Origin of the sequence: Streptomyces sp. NPDC001933, from assembly GCF_042890955.1 — a bacterium.
GTDB lineage: Bacteria > Actinomycetota > Actinomycetes > Streptomycetales > Streptomycetaceae > Streptomyces.
The window spans coordinates 343,745-359,980 of the sequence record NZ_JBIASS010000001.1 but is presented as its reverse complement, the minus strand read 5'-3'; the positions used below and the strand labels follow the sequence as shown (position 1 = coordinate 359,980).

Sequence of the window (16,236 nt, the reverse complement as noted above, 5' to 3'; positions counted from 1 at the left end):
GGGAGGGGGCGGGGCAGGGGAGCAAGTCCGCCGCAGGCGCACCCGCAGCCGCACCGCACCCCGCGCTCGCGCCCCGCGCCACCCTCAGTCCACCAGGTCCCGCACCACCGCGTCCGCCAGCAGCCGCCCCCGCAGGGTCAGCACCGCCCGCCCCCGCTCGTACGGCCCGGACTCCAGGAGCCCGTCCGCCAGCGCACGGCGGGAAGCGGCCAGTCCGGCCGGGGCCAGGATGTCGAGCGGGCACCCGTCCTGGAGCCGGAGCTCCAGCAGGATCCGCTCGACCCGCCGGTCCTCCTCGGAGAGGATCTCGCGCCCGGCCCCCGGCGACCGCCCCTCGGCCAGCGCCTGCGCGTACGCGCCCGGGTGCTTCACGTTCCACCAGCGCACCCCGCCGACGTGGCTGTGCGCCCCGGGCCCGGCGCCCCACCAGTCGGCCCCGCGCCAGTACAGCTCGTTGTGCAGGCAGCGGCCCTCGGGCGTGCGGGCCCAGTTCGACACCTCGTACCAGGAGAAGCCCGCCGCGGTCATCGCCTCGTCCGCGATCAGGTACCGGTCCGCGTGGGCGTCGTCGTCGGTCATCGGGATCTCGCCGCGCCGGATCCGGCGGGCCAGCTGGGTGCCCTCCTCGACGATCAGCGCGTACGCCGACACATGGTCCGGCCCCGCCCCGATCGCCGCGTCCAGCGAGGCCCGCCAGTCGTCGTCGGACTCCCCGGGCGTGCCGTAGATCAGGTCGAGGTTGACGTGCTCGAAGCCCGCCTCCCGGGCCTCGGCGACACAGGCCTCGGGCCGCCCCGGCGTATGCGTACGGTCCAGGATCTTCAGCACGTGCTGCCGGGCGCTCTGCATCCCGAAGGAGATCCGGTTGAAGCCGCCCTCGCGCAGTTCGGCGAGGTACGCCGGGGAGACGGACTCCGGATTGGCCTCGGTGGTGATCTCGGCGTCGTCCGCGAGCCCGAACTCGTCCCGGATCGCCCCCAGCATCCGGACCAGGTCCGCGGCGGCCAGCAGGGTCGGCGTGCCGCCGCCGACGAAGACCGTGCGGACCGGGCGCGGGTCGTCGCCGAGGACCTTGCGGGCCTGGCGGACCTCGCCGATCAGATGCTCGGCGTAGTTGTCCCTGGAGGCCAGCGCGCCGCCGGAGCCGCGCAGCTCGGTGGCGGTGTAGGTGTTGAAGTCGCAGTAGCCGCAGCGGGTCGCGCAGTACGGCACGTGCAGGTAGAAGCCGAGCGGCCGGCCGGCGGCGCCTTCCAGGGCATGGCGGGGCAGCGCCCCGTCGTCGGGTACGGGTTCACCATCGGGCAGTACGGAAGGCATACCGCCCATTGTCGCTCGCCGCCGGAGAACCCCCGGCCACGCCCATGATCACGGAGGCCGCCCGGCCCCGGCCACGCGTCCTCACCCCGCCTGGAGCACCAGCAGCGCCAGGTCGTCGTCGGGCGGCCGCTCGGCGAATTCGTGCACCGCCCGCTTGATCCGGTCCGCGATCCCGTCCGCCGACAGCCCGGTGCAGCCGGCCAGCGCCTGGGACAGTCCGTCCCCGTCGTCGAACATCAGCGGCCCGCAGCGCCGCTCCGTCACCCCGTCCGTGACGCACAGCAGGCTGTCGCCGGGCGCCAGCTCGAAGCTCTGGCTCTCGTACGCGACGTCGTCGAAGATCCCGAGCAGCATCTGCGGCTCGGCGGCCGGGCGCACCTCGCCGTCGGGCCGCAGCAGCAGCGGCAGCGGGTGGCCGGCGCTGGCCAGGGTGCAGCGCACGCCGCCGCCGGGCAGCGGTACGAGCTCTCCGTACAGCAGGGACAGGAAGCGGGACTGCCCGGTGTCCGGGGTCTGCTGGCCGCCGGCGGCGGCCACCATGAGCGCGGCGGCCTCGGCGGCCTCCATCGCGTCGTCGAGGAGCAGCCGGTTGAGCCGGTCCAGGACCTCGCCGACGCCGAAGCCCTCGCGGGCCAGCAGCCGCAGCCAGGGGCGGGCGAGGCCGGTGACGACGGCGGCCTCGGGGCCGCTGCCCTGCACATCGCCCAGCACGAAGCACCAGCGGTCGCCGGGGCACGGGAAGATGTCGTAGAAGTCACCGCCGACGACGCCGTCGTCGCTGGGTTCGTACACCAGCGAGCTGGTGACCCCCGGTATGTCGGCGACCTTGCCGGGCAGCAGGGCACGCTGCAGGATGCGGCTGATGGTGGCCTGCCGGGTGTACTCGCGGGCGGCGCCCACGGCGAGGCCGACGCGGCGTACGAAGTCCTCGATGAGCGCGGTCACCTCGTCGGGGACGCGGGCGAGGCCCTCCCGGCCGAGGAGTACGGCGCCGAGCGTCCGGCCGCCGGAGGTGATCCGGTAGGCGAGGGCGGACGCGGCGGGTTCGTCGGCCTTCGCGCCCTCCTCCTCGCCGCCGGGCCACGGCATGGAGACGGGCCCGGTGCCGACCCGCTCGGGGAGCCGGATCGGGTCCTGTTCCAGCAGGGTGCGCAGCTGCCCGGTCTCGGCCTCGTCCCGGTGCCAGATGCTGGCGAGCCGGGGTACGGCGGAGGGGCCGCCGTTCTCGGGTTCCAGCCAGATCGCGCACCAGTCGGCCAGCCTGGGCACCAGTAACTGTCCGGAGAGCGCTGCCACGATGTCCTCGTCGAGCTGGCCTGCGAGCAGGTCCGAGGCCTCGGCGAGGAAGGAGAGCGCGCCGCGGCCGGCCCAGTCCGCGTCGTCGCGCAGCGCGCGGCGGGCGGTGGGGGCGAGCAGCTCGGCGGCGCGCAGCCCCTGCTGGAACCCGGGCTCGGCCGCCGGTTCCGGGAAGGGGTTCCAGTCGTCCACGGGGAGCCTGGCCCAGACGGTCTTGAGGCCGGTGCGGTAGGTGATGCCCCAGCGTTCGGCGAGGGTGCCGACGAGCTGGAGCCCGCGACCGTACTCGGCGGGCTCGTCGGGGCCGACGAGGCTGGTGCCCTCCGCGGCGTCGGCGGCGCTCCCGGACTCCGGGCGGTCGCTGCGTACGGCGCGGGCCGGGTGGTGGTCCGAGACCTCCAGCACCAGGGCCGCGACCTCGTCCTCCGCGGCCTCCTCCAGCCGGGCGAGCACCTCCACGTTGGTCCCGGCGTGCACGACCGCGTTGGTGACCAGCTCGCTGACGACGACTTCCGCGTCCTCGGCCACGCGCTCGCTGAACCCCACGGCCGCGGGCAGTCCGAGCCCGGTCCACTCGCCGAGCGCGGCCCGGACGAACCTGCGGGCGGCGGAGGGTGCGAGGAGGTTCCCGGGCAGGGACGTATGGGCGACCGGCCGTGCGTCCGCACGGCCTGCGGGATCACCGGGACGCTGAACGATGTCCCGCTGCAAGGGAATGGGCCCCACGGTGCAGCTCCTGACCTGTTCTCGCTCTGTCTGTTCTCGTTGCTGTCTGTCTGTTCTCGTTGGGCGGCGCTGACGACACCGACAGAGTGACAGATGGACCATGCCCATAAGCAACGAGTTGCCGAAGTGAGCAGAGAAAAAGAGCGGGGAGGAACACCGTGGGGGCAGGCCCTATGCCTCGCGGGTCCCCGCGTACATGTCGTCGATGAGGCCCTTGTACGCGCGCTCGACGACCGGCCGCTTCAGCTTGAGGCTGGGCGTCAGCTCGCCGTGCTCGATGTCCAGGTCGCGGGGCAGCAGCCGGAACTTCTTGATGGTCTGCCAGCGCTGCAGGCCCTCGTTGAGCCGCTTCACGTAGCCCTCGATGAGCGCGACGGCCTGCGGGGAGGCGACCACTTCGGCGTACGGCTTGCCGCCCAGGCCGTTCTCGGCGGCCCAGCCGAGGATGGTCGGCTCGTCGAGCGCGATCAACGCGGTGCAGAAGTTCCGGTCCGCGCCGTGCACCAGGATGTTGGAGACGAACGGGCAGACCGCCTTGAACTGTCCCTCGACCTCCGCCGGGGCGATGTACTTGCCGCCGGACGTCTTGATCAGGTCCTTCTTGCGGTCGGTGATCCGGAGGTAGCCGTCCACGGACAGCTCGCCGATGTCGCCGGTGTGGAACCAGCCGTCCGGCTCCAGTACCTCGGCGGTCTTCTCCGGCTGCCCGTGGTAGCCCTCCATCAGGCCGGGGCCGCGCAGCAGGATCTCGCCGTCGTCCGCGATCCGTACCTCGGTGCCGGGGAGCGGCTTGCCGACGGTGCCGGTGCGGTAGGCCTCGCCCGGGTTGACGAAGGAGGCGGCGCTGGACTCGGTGAGGCCGTAGCCCTCCAGGATGTGGATCCCGGCGCCGGAGAAGAAGAGGCCGATGTCGGGGGCGAGGGCGGCGGAGCCGGAGACGCAGGCGCGCAGCCGGCCGCCGAAGGCCTCACGGATCTTGGCGAAGACGAGGGTGTCGGCGACCTTGTGCTTGGCGCCGAGCCCGAACGGGACGGAGGCCGTGCCGGTGCGCCGGAAGTTGTCCTGCGAGACCGTCGCGTACTCGCGGGCGACCCCGGCCGCCCACTGGAAGATCTTGTACTTGGCCCCGCCGCCGGCCCGCGCCTTGGCGGCGACGCCGTTGTACACCTTCTCGAAGATGCGGGGCACCGCGGCCATGTACGTCGGCTGGACCACCGGCAGGTTCTCGATGATCTTGTCGACCCGGCCGTCGACGGCGGTGACGTGGCCGACCTCGATCTGGCCGGAGGTGAGGACCTTGCCGAAGACGTGCGCGAGCGGCAGCCAGAGGTACTGGACGTCGTCGGCGGTGATGAGGCCGGTGGCCACGGTGGCCTTGGCCATGTACGACCAGTTGTCGTGCGGCAGGCGCACGCCCTTGGGGCGGCCGGTGGTGCCCGAGGTGTAGATCAGGGTGGCCAGCTGGTCGGCCGTGATGGCGGCGACCCGCTCCTTGATCGCCTCGGGGTGCTGCGCCAGGTACTCGGCGCCGCGGGCCTCCAGCTCGGCGAGGGTGAGCACCCAGCCCTCGGGGTCGCCCTCGGCGGGGTCGGCGCCCTCGGGGTCGATGACGACGACATGGGCGAGGTCCGGCAGCTCGGCGCGGCGCTCGCGGGCCTTGGCCAGCTGGGCGGCGTCCTCGGCGATGAGCACCCGGCTGTCCGAGTCGGAGAGGATGAACGCCGACTCCTCGGCATTGGTCGACGGGTAGATCGTGGTGGTGGCGGCACCCGCGCACATGACACCGAGGTCGACGAGGATCCATTCCACCCGCGTGCCGGCGGCGAGCGCGATCCGCTCCTCCGGCTTCACGCCCAGACCGATGAGCCCGGCCGCGATGGCGTAGACCCGCTCGGCGGCCTGCGCCCAGCTCAGCGACTTCCACTCATCGGGTCCCGCACCGGTGGCCGCGGGGACGGGGTAGCGGTAGGCCTCCCCGTCCGGGGTGGCCGCCACGCGGTCGATGAAGAGGTTCGCCACGGAGGGCGGTCGGTTCTCGATCAAGGTCAGTGTGTCGCTCACGACGTCCTCCGGGCCTGCGGCAGTGCTTCACGACCGGCTGCTGGTTGCTGCTTGTTCCTCGCGGCTGTTCCTCGCGGGGCTTGTTTAACTGGTGAGTAACTACGAAGCCGTGATCAGGGTAGAGCGCCCGCGTCCACCGCGTAAGGGGCAACGAGCCGCCGCTTCATAACAAACGGGCCCCCGCGTCGCGAGATGCTGCGACGCGGGGGCCCGTTCGGGGTACCGGAGGGTGGAGCGGGTGCGGCAGCCCAGGCGTGGCCCGGGTGCCGCTCGGACGTGGCCCAGGTGCGGCTCGGGCGTGGCTCGGGCGGGCTACTACTTCTTGCCCTTGCTCTCGCCGCCCGACTCGTCCGTGGACAGCACGGCGATGAAGGCCTCCTGCGGCACCTCCACGTTGCCGACCATCTTCATCCGCTTCTTGCCCTCCTTCTGCTTCTCCAGCAGCTTCCGCTTACGGGAGATGTCACCGCCGTAGCACTTGGCGAGGACGTCCTTGCGGATGGCGCGGACGGTCTCACGGGCGATGACCCGGGAGCCGATGGCGGCCTGGATCGGCACCTCGAAGTTCTGCCGCGGGATCAGCTCGCGCAGCTTGGCGACGAGCCGGACGCCATACGCGTACGCCTTGTCCTTGTGCGTGACCGCGGAGAACGCGTCGACCTTGTCGCCGTGCAGCAGGATGTCGACCTTGACGAGCTGGGCGGACTGCTCGCCGGTGGGCTCGTAGTCGAGCGAGGCGTAACCCCGGGTCTTGGACTTCAGCTGGTCGAAGAAGTCGAAGACGATCTCGGCGAGCGGCAGGGTGTAGCGGATCTCGACCCGGTCCTCGGAGAGGTAGTCCATGCCGAGCAGGGTGCCGCGCCGGTTCTGGCAGAGCTCCATGATCGCGCCGATGAACTCGCTGGGGGCCAGGACCGTGGCGCGCACGACGGGCTCGTGCACCTTGTCGATCTTGCCCTCGGGGAATTCGCTCGGGTTGGTGACGGTGTGCTCGGTGCCGTCCTCCATGTCGACGCGGTAGACCACGTTGGGGGCGGTGGCGATGAGTTCGAGGCCGAACTCGCGCTCCAGCCGCTCCCGGATCACGTCGAGGTGGAGCAGACCGAGGAAGCCGACACGGAAGCCGAAGCCGAGAGCCGCGGAGGTCTCCGGCTCGTACACCAGGGCGGCGTCGTTGAGCTGGAGCTTGTCCAGCGCCTCGCGCAGATCCGGGTAGTCCGATCCGTCCAGCGGGTACAGACCCGAGAACACCATCGGCTTGGGGTCCTTGTAGCCGCCCAGCGCCTCGGTCGCGCCCTTGTTCAGGGAGGTGATGGTGTCACCGACCTTGGACTGCCGGACGTCCTTCACACCGGTGATGATGTAGCCGACCTCGCCCACGCCGAGGCCGTCGGCCGGGGTCATCTCCGGGGAGGAGACCCCGATCTCCAGCAGCTCGTGGGTGGCGCCGGTGGACATCATCCTGATGCGCTCGCGCTTGTTGAGCTGGCCGTCGACCACACGGACGTACGTGACGACGCCTCGGTACGAGTCGTAGACCGAGTCGAAGATCATCGCGCGGGCCGGGGCGTCCGCCTGGCCGATCGGGGCCGGGACGTCCCTGACCACCCGGTCGAGCAGCGCGTCCACTCCGACGCCGGTCTTCGCGGAGACCTTGAGCACGTCCTCCGGCTGGCAGCCGATGAGGTTGGCCAGCTCCTCGGAGAACTTCTCGGGCTGCGCGGCCGGCAGGTCGATCTTGTTGAGCACCGGGACGATGGTGAGGTCGTTCTCCATCGCCAGGTAGAGGTTGGCCAGGGTCTGGGCCTCGATGCCCTGCGCGGCGTCGACCAGCAGGACCGTGCCCTCGCAGGCGGCGAGCGAGCGGGAGACCTCGTAGGTGAAGTCCACGTGGCCCGGGGTGTCGATCATGTTGAGGACATGGGTGCGGCCCTGGCCCTCGCCCGTGGTGGGCGCCCAGGGCAGCCGCACCGCCTGGGACTTGATGGTGATGCCGCGCTCGCGCTCGATGTCCATCCGGTCGAGGTACTGAGCACGCATCTGCCGCTGGTCGACCACACCGGTCAGCTGGAGCATCCGGTCGGCAAGGGTCGACTTGCCGTGGTCGATGTGCGCGATGATGCAGAAGTTGCGGATCAGCGCCGGGTCGGTACGGCTCGGCTCGGGCACGTTGGTAGGAGTCGCGGGCACGCAGGGTCCTGATTCTTGAGACGCCGAACGCCGTGTCTCGGGTCGATGTCGGGTCGGTCGGATCGATACGTAGCCTCCATCGTCCCATGGTTGCGGGGCGGAGACCGGTTTGGGCCGGTCGGAGTGGGGCTGGTACCGTTGACAGCTGTGCCTCGCGACTCTCTCAGGCCGTGGGGCGCACATCGAAGATCCAACGAACCTGAAAAGGCTCTTTCGTGGCGAACATCAAGTCCCAGATCAAGCGGAACAAGACGAACGAGAAGGCGCGCCTGCGCAACAAGGCCGTCAAGTCCTCGCTCAAGACCGCTATCCGCAAGGCCCGTGAGGCTGCCGCCGCCGGTGACGTCGAGAAGGCCACCTCGGCCGCTCGCGACGCCTCCCGCGCGCTCGACAAGGCCGTCTCGAAGGGTGTCATCCACAAGAACGCCGCCGCCAACAAGAAGTCGGCGCTGGCCTCCAAGGTTGCCTCCCTCCAGGGCTGAGCATTCTGATGTGATCGCCGGGACGGACCCAGCGGGCCCTCTCTCCCGTTCCTGACCGGCACCCCGCGCCGCACACCGAACCTGCGTTCGCCACGCGGGTGCGGCGCACCAAGCGCGAACCGAAGGCCCCGGCCTCAGCTCTCCCCAGAGCGAGACCGGGGCCTTCGGCGTACGCACTCAGTGCGGGGCGGGGCCTTCGGGGCTGGGCCTTCGGCGTACGTACTCGTGGCCGGGCGGAACCTTCGGCATACGTGCCCGTGGCCGGGCGGGGCCGGTGTGGTCACCCGGCCCCGGGCTCACCGCCCCGACCGTGCCGCCCGCGCGATCGCGACCACGGCCTTCTCCAGGGCGTACTCCGGGTCGTCGCCGCCGCCCTTGACCCCCGCGTCGGCCTCCGCGACCGCCCGCAGGGCGAGGGCCACCCCGTCGGGTGTCCAGCCACGCATCTGCTGCCGCACCCGGTCGATCTTCCACGGCGGCATCCCCAGCTCACGGGCGAGGTCGGCGGGCCGCCCGCCGCGGGCCGAGGACAGCTTGCCGATCGCCCGTACGCCCTGCGCCAGCGCACTCGTGATCAGCACCGGCGCCACCCCGGTCGACAGCGACCAGCGCAGCGCCTCCAGCGCCTCCGCCGCCCGGCCCTCCACCGCACGGTCGGCGACCGTGAAGCTCGACGCCTCGGCGCGGCCCGTGTAGTAACGGGCGACGACCGCCTCGTCGATGGTGCCCTCGACATCCGCGACCAGCTGCGAGACCGCACTCGCCAGCTCCCGCAGATCGCTGCCGATGGAGTCGACCAGCGCCTGGCACGCCTCGGGCGTAGCCGAGCGCCCCAGCGCCCGGAACTCCGACCGTACGAACGAGAGCCGCTCGGCCGGCTTGGTCGTCTTCGGGCAGGCGACCTCCCGCGCACCCGCCTTGCGCGCCGCGTCCAGCAGCCCCTTGCCCTTGGCGCCGCCCGCGTGCAGGAGCACAAGGGTGATCTCCTCGACCGGGTCGCCGAGATACGCCTTGACGTCCTTGACCGTGTCGGCGGAGAGATCCTGCGCATTGCGCACGATCACCACCTTGCGCTCGGCGAAGAGCGACGGGCTCGTCAGCTCGGCCAGGGTGCCGGGCTGGAGCTGGTCGGAGGTGAGGTCTCGGACATCCGTGTCGGGGTCGGAGGCCCGAGCCGCCGCCACCACCTGTTGCACGGCGCGGTCGAGGAGCAGGTCCTCCTGGCCCACGGCGAGCGTGAGGGGGGCGAGCGGGTCGTCGGTGGAATTCCTTCTGGTGGCCATCGTCGTCCAGCATCCCATGCACCACTGACAGCTCCCGGTCTCCCTCCCCCGCCCGCCCGGCCCTCCGCTCGCTCTGCTCGCCCTGGCAGGAAAATTCTGCACATTGCCAGGATTCCTGCCGCGACAACGGATCAAGCGAATTCCAGAGGAGAACCCGAATCGAGTTCGTCAATGATTCCACGCCGCCGTCTCGGCAATACCGGACTGGAGGTTTCCGCCCTCGGGCCGGGATGCATGGGAATGAGTCAGAAATATGGAACTCCGGACGACACGGAGTCCATGAGGACCATCCGTCGGGCCCTCGACCTCGGCTGCGATTTCTTCGACACCGCGGAGTCCTACGGCCCGTTCGTCAACGAAGAACTCTTAGGCAGGGCACTGCGCGGCCGCCGGGACGACGCGGTCGTCGCGACGAAGTTCGGCTGGGAGTACGAGGGCACCGCACGGGGCGCGCTCAACAGCCGGCCCGAGCACATACGCGAGGCGGTCGACGGGAGCCTGAGCCGACTGGGTACGGACCGGATCGACCTGCTCCACCAGCACCGGGTGGACCTGGAGGTGCCGATCGAGGACGTGGCCGGGGCGGTCGGCGAACTCATCGCGGCCGGAAAGGTTCTCCACTTCGGCCTCTCGGAGGCGGGAGCGAGCACCGTCCGCCGGGCTCACGAGGTCTGTCCCGTATCGGTTCTCCAGACGGAGTACTCGCTCTGGGAACGCCATCTGGAGCAGGAGATCCTGCCGGTGATCCGAGATCTGGGAATCGGCCTCGTTCCCTATTCACCGCTGGGTCGAGGATTCCTGATTCACCGCTGGGTCGAGGATTCCTGACCGGCACGGCGATCCGCGCGGAGGAATATCCGGAGAACGACTACCGAAGGCACGATCCGCGATTCCAGGGCGATAATTTCAGGATCAATTCCGCGGCCGCCGACGTGGTCCGGGACGTCGCCCGCGGGTGCGGTGCGACCCCGGCGCAGGTGTCGCTCGCCTGGCTGCTGCACCGGGGCGACGACATCGTGCCGATCCCCGGTACGAAGCGCAGGCCGACGCTGGAGGAGAACCTCGCGGCGGCGGAACTCACGCTCGTCCCGGACGAGCTGCGGCGCCTGGACACGCCGCTGCCGCCGTCGGTGGTCGCCGGCAGCCGGTACCCCGAGAGCGTGATGCACATGAACGGCCGCTGAGGGCTGTCCGGCCAGAAGCCTCCTCGCCGGGCCGTGCGGCACACCCAGTAGGGAAGAATGGGCAGGTGAGCGATGTGAGACATGTGCTGGTGCTGCCCGACCGCGATGCCGCCGAGGAGGTGGCCGGAGAGCTCGCCGACCGGTTCGGGGTCGCCGAGGAGCCCCAGCTCGTACGCGATGCGCTGGCCGGTGAGGACGACGCCGAGGACGCCCAGTGGCTGGTGGTCGTGGAGGACCCGTCGGGGCGGCTGGACTCCTCGGCGCTGGATGCCTTCGCCGCGGAGTACGAGGGGTGGCTCGAAGCGCCTCAGAACTCCTGACTGAATGATCTTCGAGACGTGAGCGTCGGTCCGTGAGTCCTGCGTGACGACGGTGATCGTCTTGGGTTTCGGGAGGGCTCGTGGTTGAGGACGACGGGGTGGACTTGATCCACATGGCCGGCGCGGACAGTAGCGTTCGGCTGCGAGTACTGGGTCGGCACATACCGGGGGCGACTCCGTACAACGACTACCTCGGCGCCGAGATCATCGTCACGAGTGGCTTCGCCAACGGGCGCCTCGAGGTGCGTCTGTCACCCGAGGATCTGGACGACTGGCACTCGGCCCTGGACGAGCTTGCAGCCGGCAGTGCCGTCCGCTGGCTGCGCAATACCGAGATCCGAATTGAGATCGACCGCCAGTTTTCGGTGCCCGTCCCCATCGTCACTCGTCACGGTAAAGGACGAAGCCGAGTCGATCTCCTGGTACGAGTCTGGTTGGACGTGGGCCACGGCTGGGTCGATGACCTGCGCAGGCAGTACGAGCAGGTGCGGAGGACCTGGCCGAACGAAGTGGTCACATCACCGCGGGCACTGAACTACTGGAGGTGAAGCGAGCCGGCCGACGCCGGCCGAAACCGATCTCCTGCGGTTGGCGCCCCCAGGCGGTCCCGGTATGCAGAGATCATTCCGCCAGGAGTTCTTGGCAGGGCGCCCGCGGCTCAGGTCTTGGGGACGATCTGGATGTCCATGTCTATGGAGATGCTGGATCCGACGGCCGCGATGCCTCGGGCCAGCATGGTCTGCCAGGTGAGGGTGAAGTCCTCGCGGTGCAGTTCCGTGGTGGCCCGGCAGGCGGCGCGGGTCTCGCCCTCCAGGCCGTTGCCCAGGCCGAGATACTGGGTGTCCAGGGTGACCGTGCGGCTGACGCCGTGCAGCGTGAGCGCACCGGTGACGCCCCAGCGGGTGCCGCCCCGGTGGACGAAGCGGTCGCTGTAGAACTCCATCGTCGGGTAGCGCCCGACGTCGAGGAAGTCGCTGGAGCGCAGATGGTCGTCCCGCATCTGGACATTCGTGTCGATCGACGCGGCGTCGATGATCACGTGCATGGCCGAGTCCTCCATGCGGTCGGCTATCCGCACGGCACCCGCGAAGTTGTTGAACCGGCCGTGGATGCGCGCCAGACCGATGTGCCGGGCCGTGAAGCCGATCTGTGAATGCATCGGCTCGACTTCCCACTCCCCCGGTGCGGGAAGCTGCGGAGGCGCGGACAGTTGCAGGGTCACATCGCCCAGACTCGCGTGACCGCCCTCGGCCACAGTGGCCGACGCATGGAACGGGGTGAAGCCCTCGGCCGTGACGGCCAGCCGGTACTCACCGGCCGGGACGGTGGCGAGGACATTGCCGAACGGGTCGGTCTCACCGCCGAAGACCTTGCGGCCCGCGCCGTCGGTGACCACGAACTCGGCCTGCGGCACGACCGCGTTGACCGGGTCGAGCACCCGGCAACTGAGCAATCCGGCAGTGCGTGGCACTTCCAGCCCGGCCAGGGCATTGCCCTGCGCCACGCCCGTCGCTCGCCTGCTGTTCAGCCAACGACCGAACATGTTTCACCTTCCCCCGGGGACGATTCACCTTGGGGCCCGGCGGCTGGACGTCTCTGTCGGAGCAGCGGCCCACCGACGAGCATGCATTCGATCACCATTGTGCCGTTCGAGGCAAACAGAGCAGCTCGGAGGGGCTTGGAATGGCTTGGGCGGAGGTGTTACCGAAGGTCCGGTTTTGCCCCGCGGCCGGGCACACGCGGCTCGTTCCGGTCATGACCGGCCCACCGCCCGCAGCCCCGGCCCGGCACCCGTCAGGGCGATCGCGCCATCGGTGTCCGTACGCAGCACCACGGCGCCGCCCGCTCGGAGCGCCTCGACGGTTCGCGCGGCCGGGTGACCGTACGGGTTGTCCCTGCCCACGCTCACCAGGGCGAACCGCGGACGCGCACTGCGCAGCAGCGCGGGGTCCTGATGCGCTGAGCCGTGATGCGCGACCTTGAGCACGTCCACCCTCGGCAGTGCGGGATATCGGCGCAACACACCTTGCTGGGCCTGTGGTTCGAGGTCTCCCAGGAGCAGCAGGGTCAACCCGCCGGTTCGGACGTACAGGGTGACACTGGCATCGTTCGGCTCCAGCGGTACGGGGCCGGTGCCCTGGCCCATCGCTGTTCCGCCGGCTCCCGTGGCGCTCGCCGGCCAGAGGACCCGCCAGTCGAGCGCCCCGATCCGGCGGCGTTCCCCAGGCGCGGCCCGCACCAGGGGCACATGCGATTCGGCCGCCGTTCTCCGTACGAACGCGACCTGGTCCGGCGGTTCGTCCAGGCTCGTCGTCTCGATCGCACCCACCGCCCTGCCCCGCAACACCCCTGGCAGGCCCCGCACATGGTCGGCGTGAAAATGCGTGAGGACCAGGAACGGCACCTCGGTGATGCCGAGGTCGCGAAGGCACCGGTCGACGAGCGAAGGATCGGGGCCCGCGTCGACGACCACCCCCGCACCGTCCCCCGCCGCCAGCACCAGGGCGTCCCCCTGGCCCACGTCGCACATCGCGAACGTCCAGCCCGGCGGCGGCCATCCGGTCAGCACCCGGGTGAACGGCACCGGGCGCAGCACTGCGAGGATCAACAGCAGCGCGGCGGCCGAACAGACCCAGGGGTGCCGCACGATTCGCCGGGCGAAGAGCACCACCAGAGCGGTCAGCGCGGTGAGCAGCACCGCCCCCTTCCCGCCGTCGGGCCAGTCGATCTCCGCCCCGGGCAGGGCCGCCCCGGTGCGGGCCACCGTGGCGATCCAACCGGTCGGCCACCCCGCGATCCGGGCGAGCAACTCCGCCACCGGTATGGCCACCGGCGCCAGGGCGAGCGCGGCGAATCCCAGGACCGTGGCCGGTGCCACCGCCGGCTCGGCCAGCAGATTGCACGGAATCGCCACCAGGCTGACCCGGGAGGCGAGCAGCACGACCACCGGCGCGCACACCGCCTGCGCAGCGGCTGCCGCGGCCAGCGCCTCGGCGAGCCGGGCCGGAACTCCGCGCCGTTGCAGTGCATCGCTCCATCTCGGGGCGATCGTCAGCAGGGCGCCGGTGGCCAGCACGGAGAGGACGAAGCCGTAACTGCGCGCAAGCCACGGGTCGTGGAGCACCAGCAGGAGAACAGCGGCTGCCAGCGCGGGAATCAGCGATCTGCGCCGCCCCGTTCCGATGGCGAGCAGGGTGATCAGCCCGCAGGCCGCCGCCCGCAGAACGCTCGGCTCAGGGCGGCAGACGATGACGAAGGCAAGCGTGAGCCCGCCGCCGAGCAGTGCCGTGAACCGCAGTGGGATCCCCAACCGGGGTGCCAGCCCGCGGCGTTCGGCCCGGAGCGCCGTGCCCGGTGGTCCGATGAGGAGAATAAGAAGGATCGCGAGGTTGGAGCCGGAGACCGCCATCAGGTGGGTGAGATCGGCGGCCTTGAACGCCTCGTGCAGTTCGGGGGTGATCCGTGACGTGTCGCCGACCACCAGGCCCGGGAGAAGGGCCTTCGCATCGGGATCCAGCCGTTCGGTGGCCTGCCGCAGTCCGCCGCGCAGAGCGCCTGCCGTGCGCTGGAGAGCGGAAGGGGGGCCGATGACGCGAGGCGGCCCCTTGCCCTCGGGCCGCAGCACGGCGGCACTGCGCTCCCCGTCGTGCAGCGGCGGCGAAAGCCGGCCGCCGACGCGCAGGTGGGTGGAGGGGAGCAACTGCTGCCACTGCCCCGTCGATCCGCCGGGCGAGATGATCAGCAGCACCGGCGTACTCAGCCTGGTGACCGCGCCGTCGGGCCCGGTCAGCCGGGTGATCTCGGCGTCCACGAGGAGGGCGGCGGGCATGCTGTGGTCGCCCCGCACCCGCGGCGTGGTCCGCCGGGCATCGGACGTCACCGTCACCTCCGCCTCGACCCTCGCGAACCGCTGGGCCAGCGCATGGACCGGCCCCTGCCGTACGTCCTCGCTGTGCAACCCGGCCGATGCGGCCCCGGCCGCCGCACAGAGCAAGGCCGCGGCGGCGGCAGTGGCGGTCGCCGTGGCCCGTGGCCTCCGCCGACCGCGTGACGCGGCCTCGCACCTCGCCCCTTCCTCGCCCGCCTCCGCGTCCCGGGACTCCCCTTCGCCCTCGCTCTCGCCTCCCTCTTCGTCCTCGGCCGACCTGCGCAGCGCCCGGGTTGCCGAGGCTCCCGCCATGGCCAGGAGCACCATGGCCGTGCCCACGCAGAGCATCACGCCTGCCGTGGTCCAACGCCCCGGCGCGCTCAGCGCCAGCGCCGCTCCGGCCCAGGCCGCCAAGGCAGGCGGGACCAGACGGAGATCGGCCGGGCCCTCCTGCCGCGGTTCGGAGAGACCGAGCCGACGGCCCGAAGCCGCATGGACGTCCAGGTGGCTCATGGCCCCACCAGTGGTCGGAGGTCGGCGAACCGGCGGTCACCGATCCCGTTGACCTCACGCAGTTCATCGATGGACCGGAAACCGCCGTGCTGTGCGCGGTAGTCGACGATGTGCTGGGCGAGGACCGGGCCGACGCCGGGCAACGTGTCCAGTTGTTCGACGGTCGCGGTGTTGAGGCTGACCGGGCCGGCCACAGAACTACCGACCCCACTGCTGCCCAGCGCGACTCCTCCCGCCCCACCCTCAGTTGGAGGACCGGACGGGGCGCCCACCACGATCTGCTCGCCGTCCATGAGCACCCGCGCGCGGTTGAGCCCGGTGAGGTCTGCTCCGGCCCGGACTCCGCCGGCCGCACGTAGCGCGTCGACCACCCTTGAGCCGGACGGCAGTTGCCGGATCCCGGGCCTTCGCACCTTTCCGCTCACGTCGACGACGATGTGCCCGCCCGGCCCTGTCGCGGGTGGAGGACCCGGTGAGGGCTCCGGCACTCCGACGTCCTCCGACGCCGGAGGCGATGTCCGGGCGTGCGCGGCCTCGTCGACCAGATCGGGGGCGCGCACGGATTGGGGGCGCGCGGACCAGAAATGCACTGCGGCGAAGACTCCGGCCGCAACCAGGACAACAGCCAACGCGGCAAGGGTCTTTGGCTCCAAGCCGCATCTGAGCTGAAGCCACACCGGAATCCGTTCCCGCAGCGCAGGAACCAATCTCTCCCGCCACCGCCCTGCCGCCCCGGAGACCGGAACCGAGGTCGAGACCGGGGCCGGGGCCGGAGTCGTAGCCGGGGCCATGGCTGGGGCCGGGGCCATGGCCGAGTTCGATACTGGCTCCGTGGCCGAGGCCGGAGCAGATACCGAAGCCGGGGCAGCCCCCAGCACGGGCCGCGCTACCCGCCCGCCGGCCCCGCCCGTCATGAGCGCGTCCGCCCGACGGCGCGAAGCCGCCGCTACGGCGTTCGCACCCCCGCGCAACGCCCGTCGCCGGCCGGGCCCGAAG

13 protein-coding genes are annotated in these 16,236 nt (G+C 71.1%); 5 read left to right on the top strand and 8 right to left on the bottom strand.

What is annotated here, in order from left to right; genetic code table 11:
* Positions 1-84: 84 nt before the first annotated feature.
* The 4 genes from hemW to lepA form a co-directional block, all read right to left on the bottom strand.
* Positions 85-1,326 (bottom strand): radical SAM family heme chaperone HemW, encoded by a 1,242-nt coding sequence (gene hemW / locus ACFYY7_RS01500; protein ID WP_388655659.1) that lies wholly within the window; start codon positions 1,324-1,326, stop codon positions 85-87.
* Between the two features lie 72 nt (positions 1,327-1,398).
* Entirely contained in the window at positions 1,399-3,324 is a 1,926-nt protein-coding gene (locus ACFYY7_RS01495) for an ATP-binding SpoIIE family protein phosphatase (protein ID WP_351251788.1), read from the bottom strand.
* 186 nt (positions 3,325-3,510) lie between these two features.
* Positions 3,511-5,400, bottom strand: coding sequence for an AMP-dependent synthetase/ligase (locus ACFYY7_RS01490; RefSeq protein WP_388655657.1), 1,890 nt, complete (start codon positions 5,398-5,400; stop codon positions 3,511-3,513).
* A 315-nt stretch (positions 5,401-5,715) separates the two neighbouring features.
* Positions 5,716-7,590, bottom strand: a complete 1,875-nt coding sequence (gene lepA, locus ACFYY7_RS01485) for a translation elongation factor 4 (RefSeq protein ID WP_388655655.1) — start codon at positions 7,588-7,590, stop codon at positions 5,716-5,718.
* A gap of 215 nt (positions 7,591-7,805) precedes the next feature.
* Here lepA and rpsT point away from each other — a divergent pair, with 215 nt between their 5' ends.
* Positions 7,806-8,072 carry a 30S ribosomal protein S20 gene (rpsT, locus tag ACFYY7_RS01480; RefSeq protein ID WP_072483588.1) on the top strand — a complete coding sequence of 89 codons (267 nt, stop codon included), beginning with the start codon at positions 7,806-7,808 and terminating at the stop codon, positions 8,070-8,072.
* 296 nt (positions 8,073-8,368) lie between these two features.
* Here the strand turns inward: rpsT and holA are convergent, their stop codons facing one another.
* Positions 8,369-9,355 (bottom strand): DNA polymerase III subunit delta, encoded by a 987-nt coding sequence (gene holA, locus ACFYY7_RS01475; RefSeq protein WP_266733107.1) that lies wholly within the window; start codon positions 9,353-9,355, stop codon positions 8,369-8,371.
* 279 nt (positions 9,356-9,634) lie between these two features.
* Between holA and ACFYY7_RS01470 the strand changes: the two genes are divergently transcribed.
* From ACFYY7_RS01470 to ACFYY7_RS01455, 4 genes are all read left to right on the top strand, one after another.
* Positions 9,635-10,183 carry an aldo/keto reductase gene (locus ACFYY7_RS01470; protein ID WP_388655653.1) on the top strand — a complete coding sequence of 183 codons (549 nt, stop codon included), beginning with the start codon at positions 9,635-9,637 and terminating at the stop codon, positions 10,181-10,183.
* Entirely contained in the window at positions 10,150-10,539 is a 390-nt protein-coding gene (locus tag ACFYY7_RS01465) for an aldo/keto reductase (protein WP_388657071.1), read from the top strand. The genes ACFYY7_RS01470 and ACFYY7_RS01465 overlap by 34 nt, the downstream gene beginning before the upstream one ends.
* Before the next feature lie 65 nt (positions 10,540-10,604).
* Entirely contained in the window at positions 10,605-10,859 is a 255-nt protein-coding gene (locus tag ACFYY7_RS01460) for a hypothetical protein (RefSeq protein ID WP_266733105.1), read from the top strand.
* A gap of 80 nt (positions 10,860-10,939) precedes the next feature.
* Entirely contained in the window at positions 10,940-11,407 is a 468-nt protein-coding gene (locus ACFYY7_RS01455; protein WP_388655651.1) for a DUF5959 family protein, read from the top strand.
* 110 nt (positions 11,408-11,517) lie between these two features.
* On the opposite strand, the gene ACFYY7_RS01450 is transcribed toward ACFYY7_RS01455, so the two are convergent.
* The 3 genes from ACFYY7_RS01450 to ACFYY7_RS01440 all read right to left on the bottom strand — a co-directional run bounded on the left by ACFYY7_RS01450 (position 11,518) and on the right by ACFYY7_RS01440 (position 15,869).
* A complete protein-coding gene (locus tag ACFYY7_RS01450; protein ID WP_388655650.1) occupies positions 11,518-12,402 on the bottom strand; it encodes a YceI family protein in 885 nt (294 codons plus the stop codon).
* Between the two features lie 210 nt (positions 12,403-12,612).
* Positions 12,613-15,240 carry a ComEC/Rec2 family competence protein gene (locus ACFYY7_RS01445; RefSeq protein WP_388655648.1) on the bottom strand — a complete coding sequence of 876 codons (2,628 nt, stop codon included), beginning with the start codon at positions 15,238-15,240 and terminating at the stop codon, positions 12,613-12,615.
* Entirely contained in the window at positions 15,237-15,869 is a 633-nt protein-coding gene (locus ACFYY7_RS01440; protein WP_388655646.1) for a helix-hairpin-helix domain-containing protein, read from the bottom strand. The genes ACFYY7_RS01445 and ACFYY7_RS01440 overlap by 4 nt, the downstream gene beginning before the upstream one ends.
* Positions 15,870-16,236 lie beyond the last annotated feature (367 nt).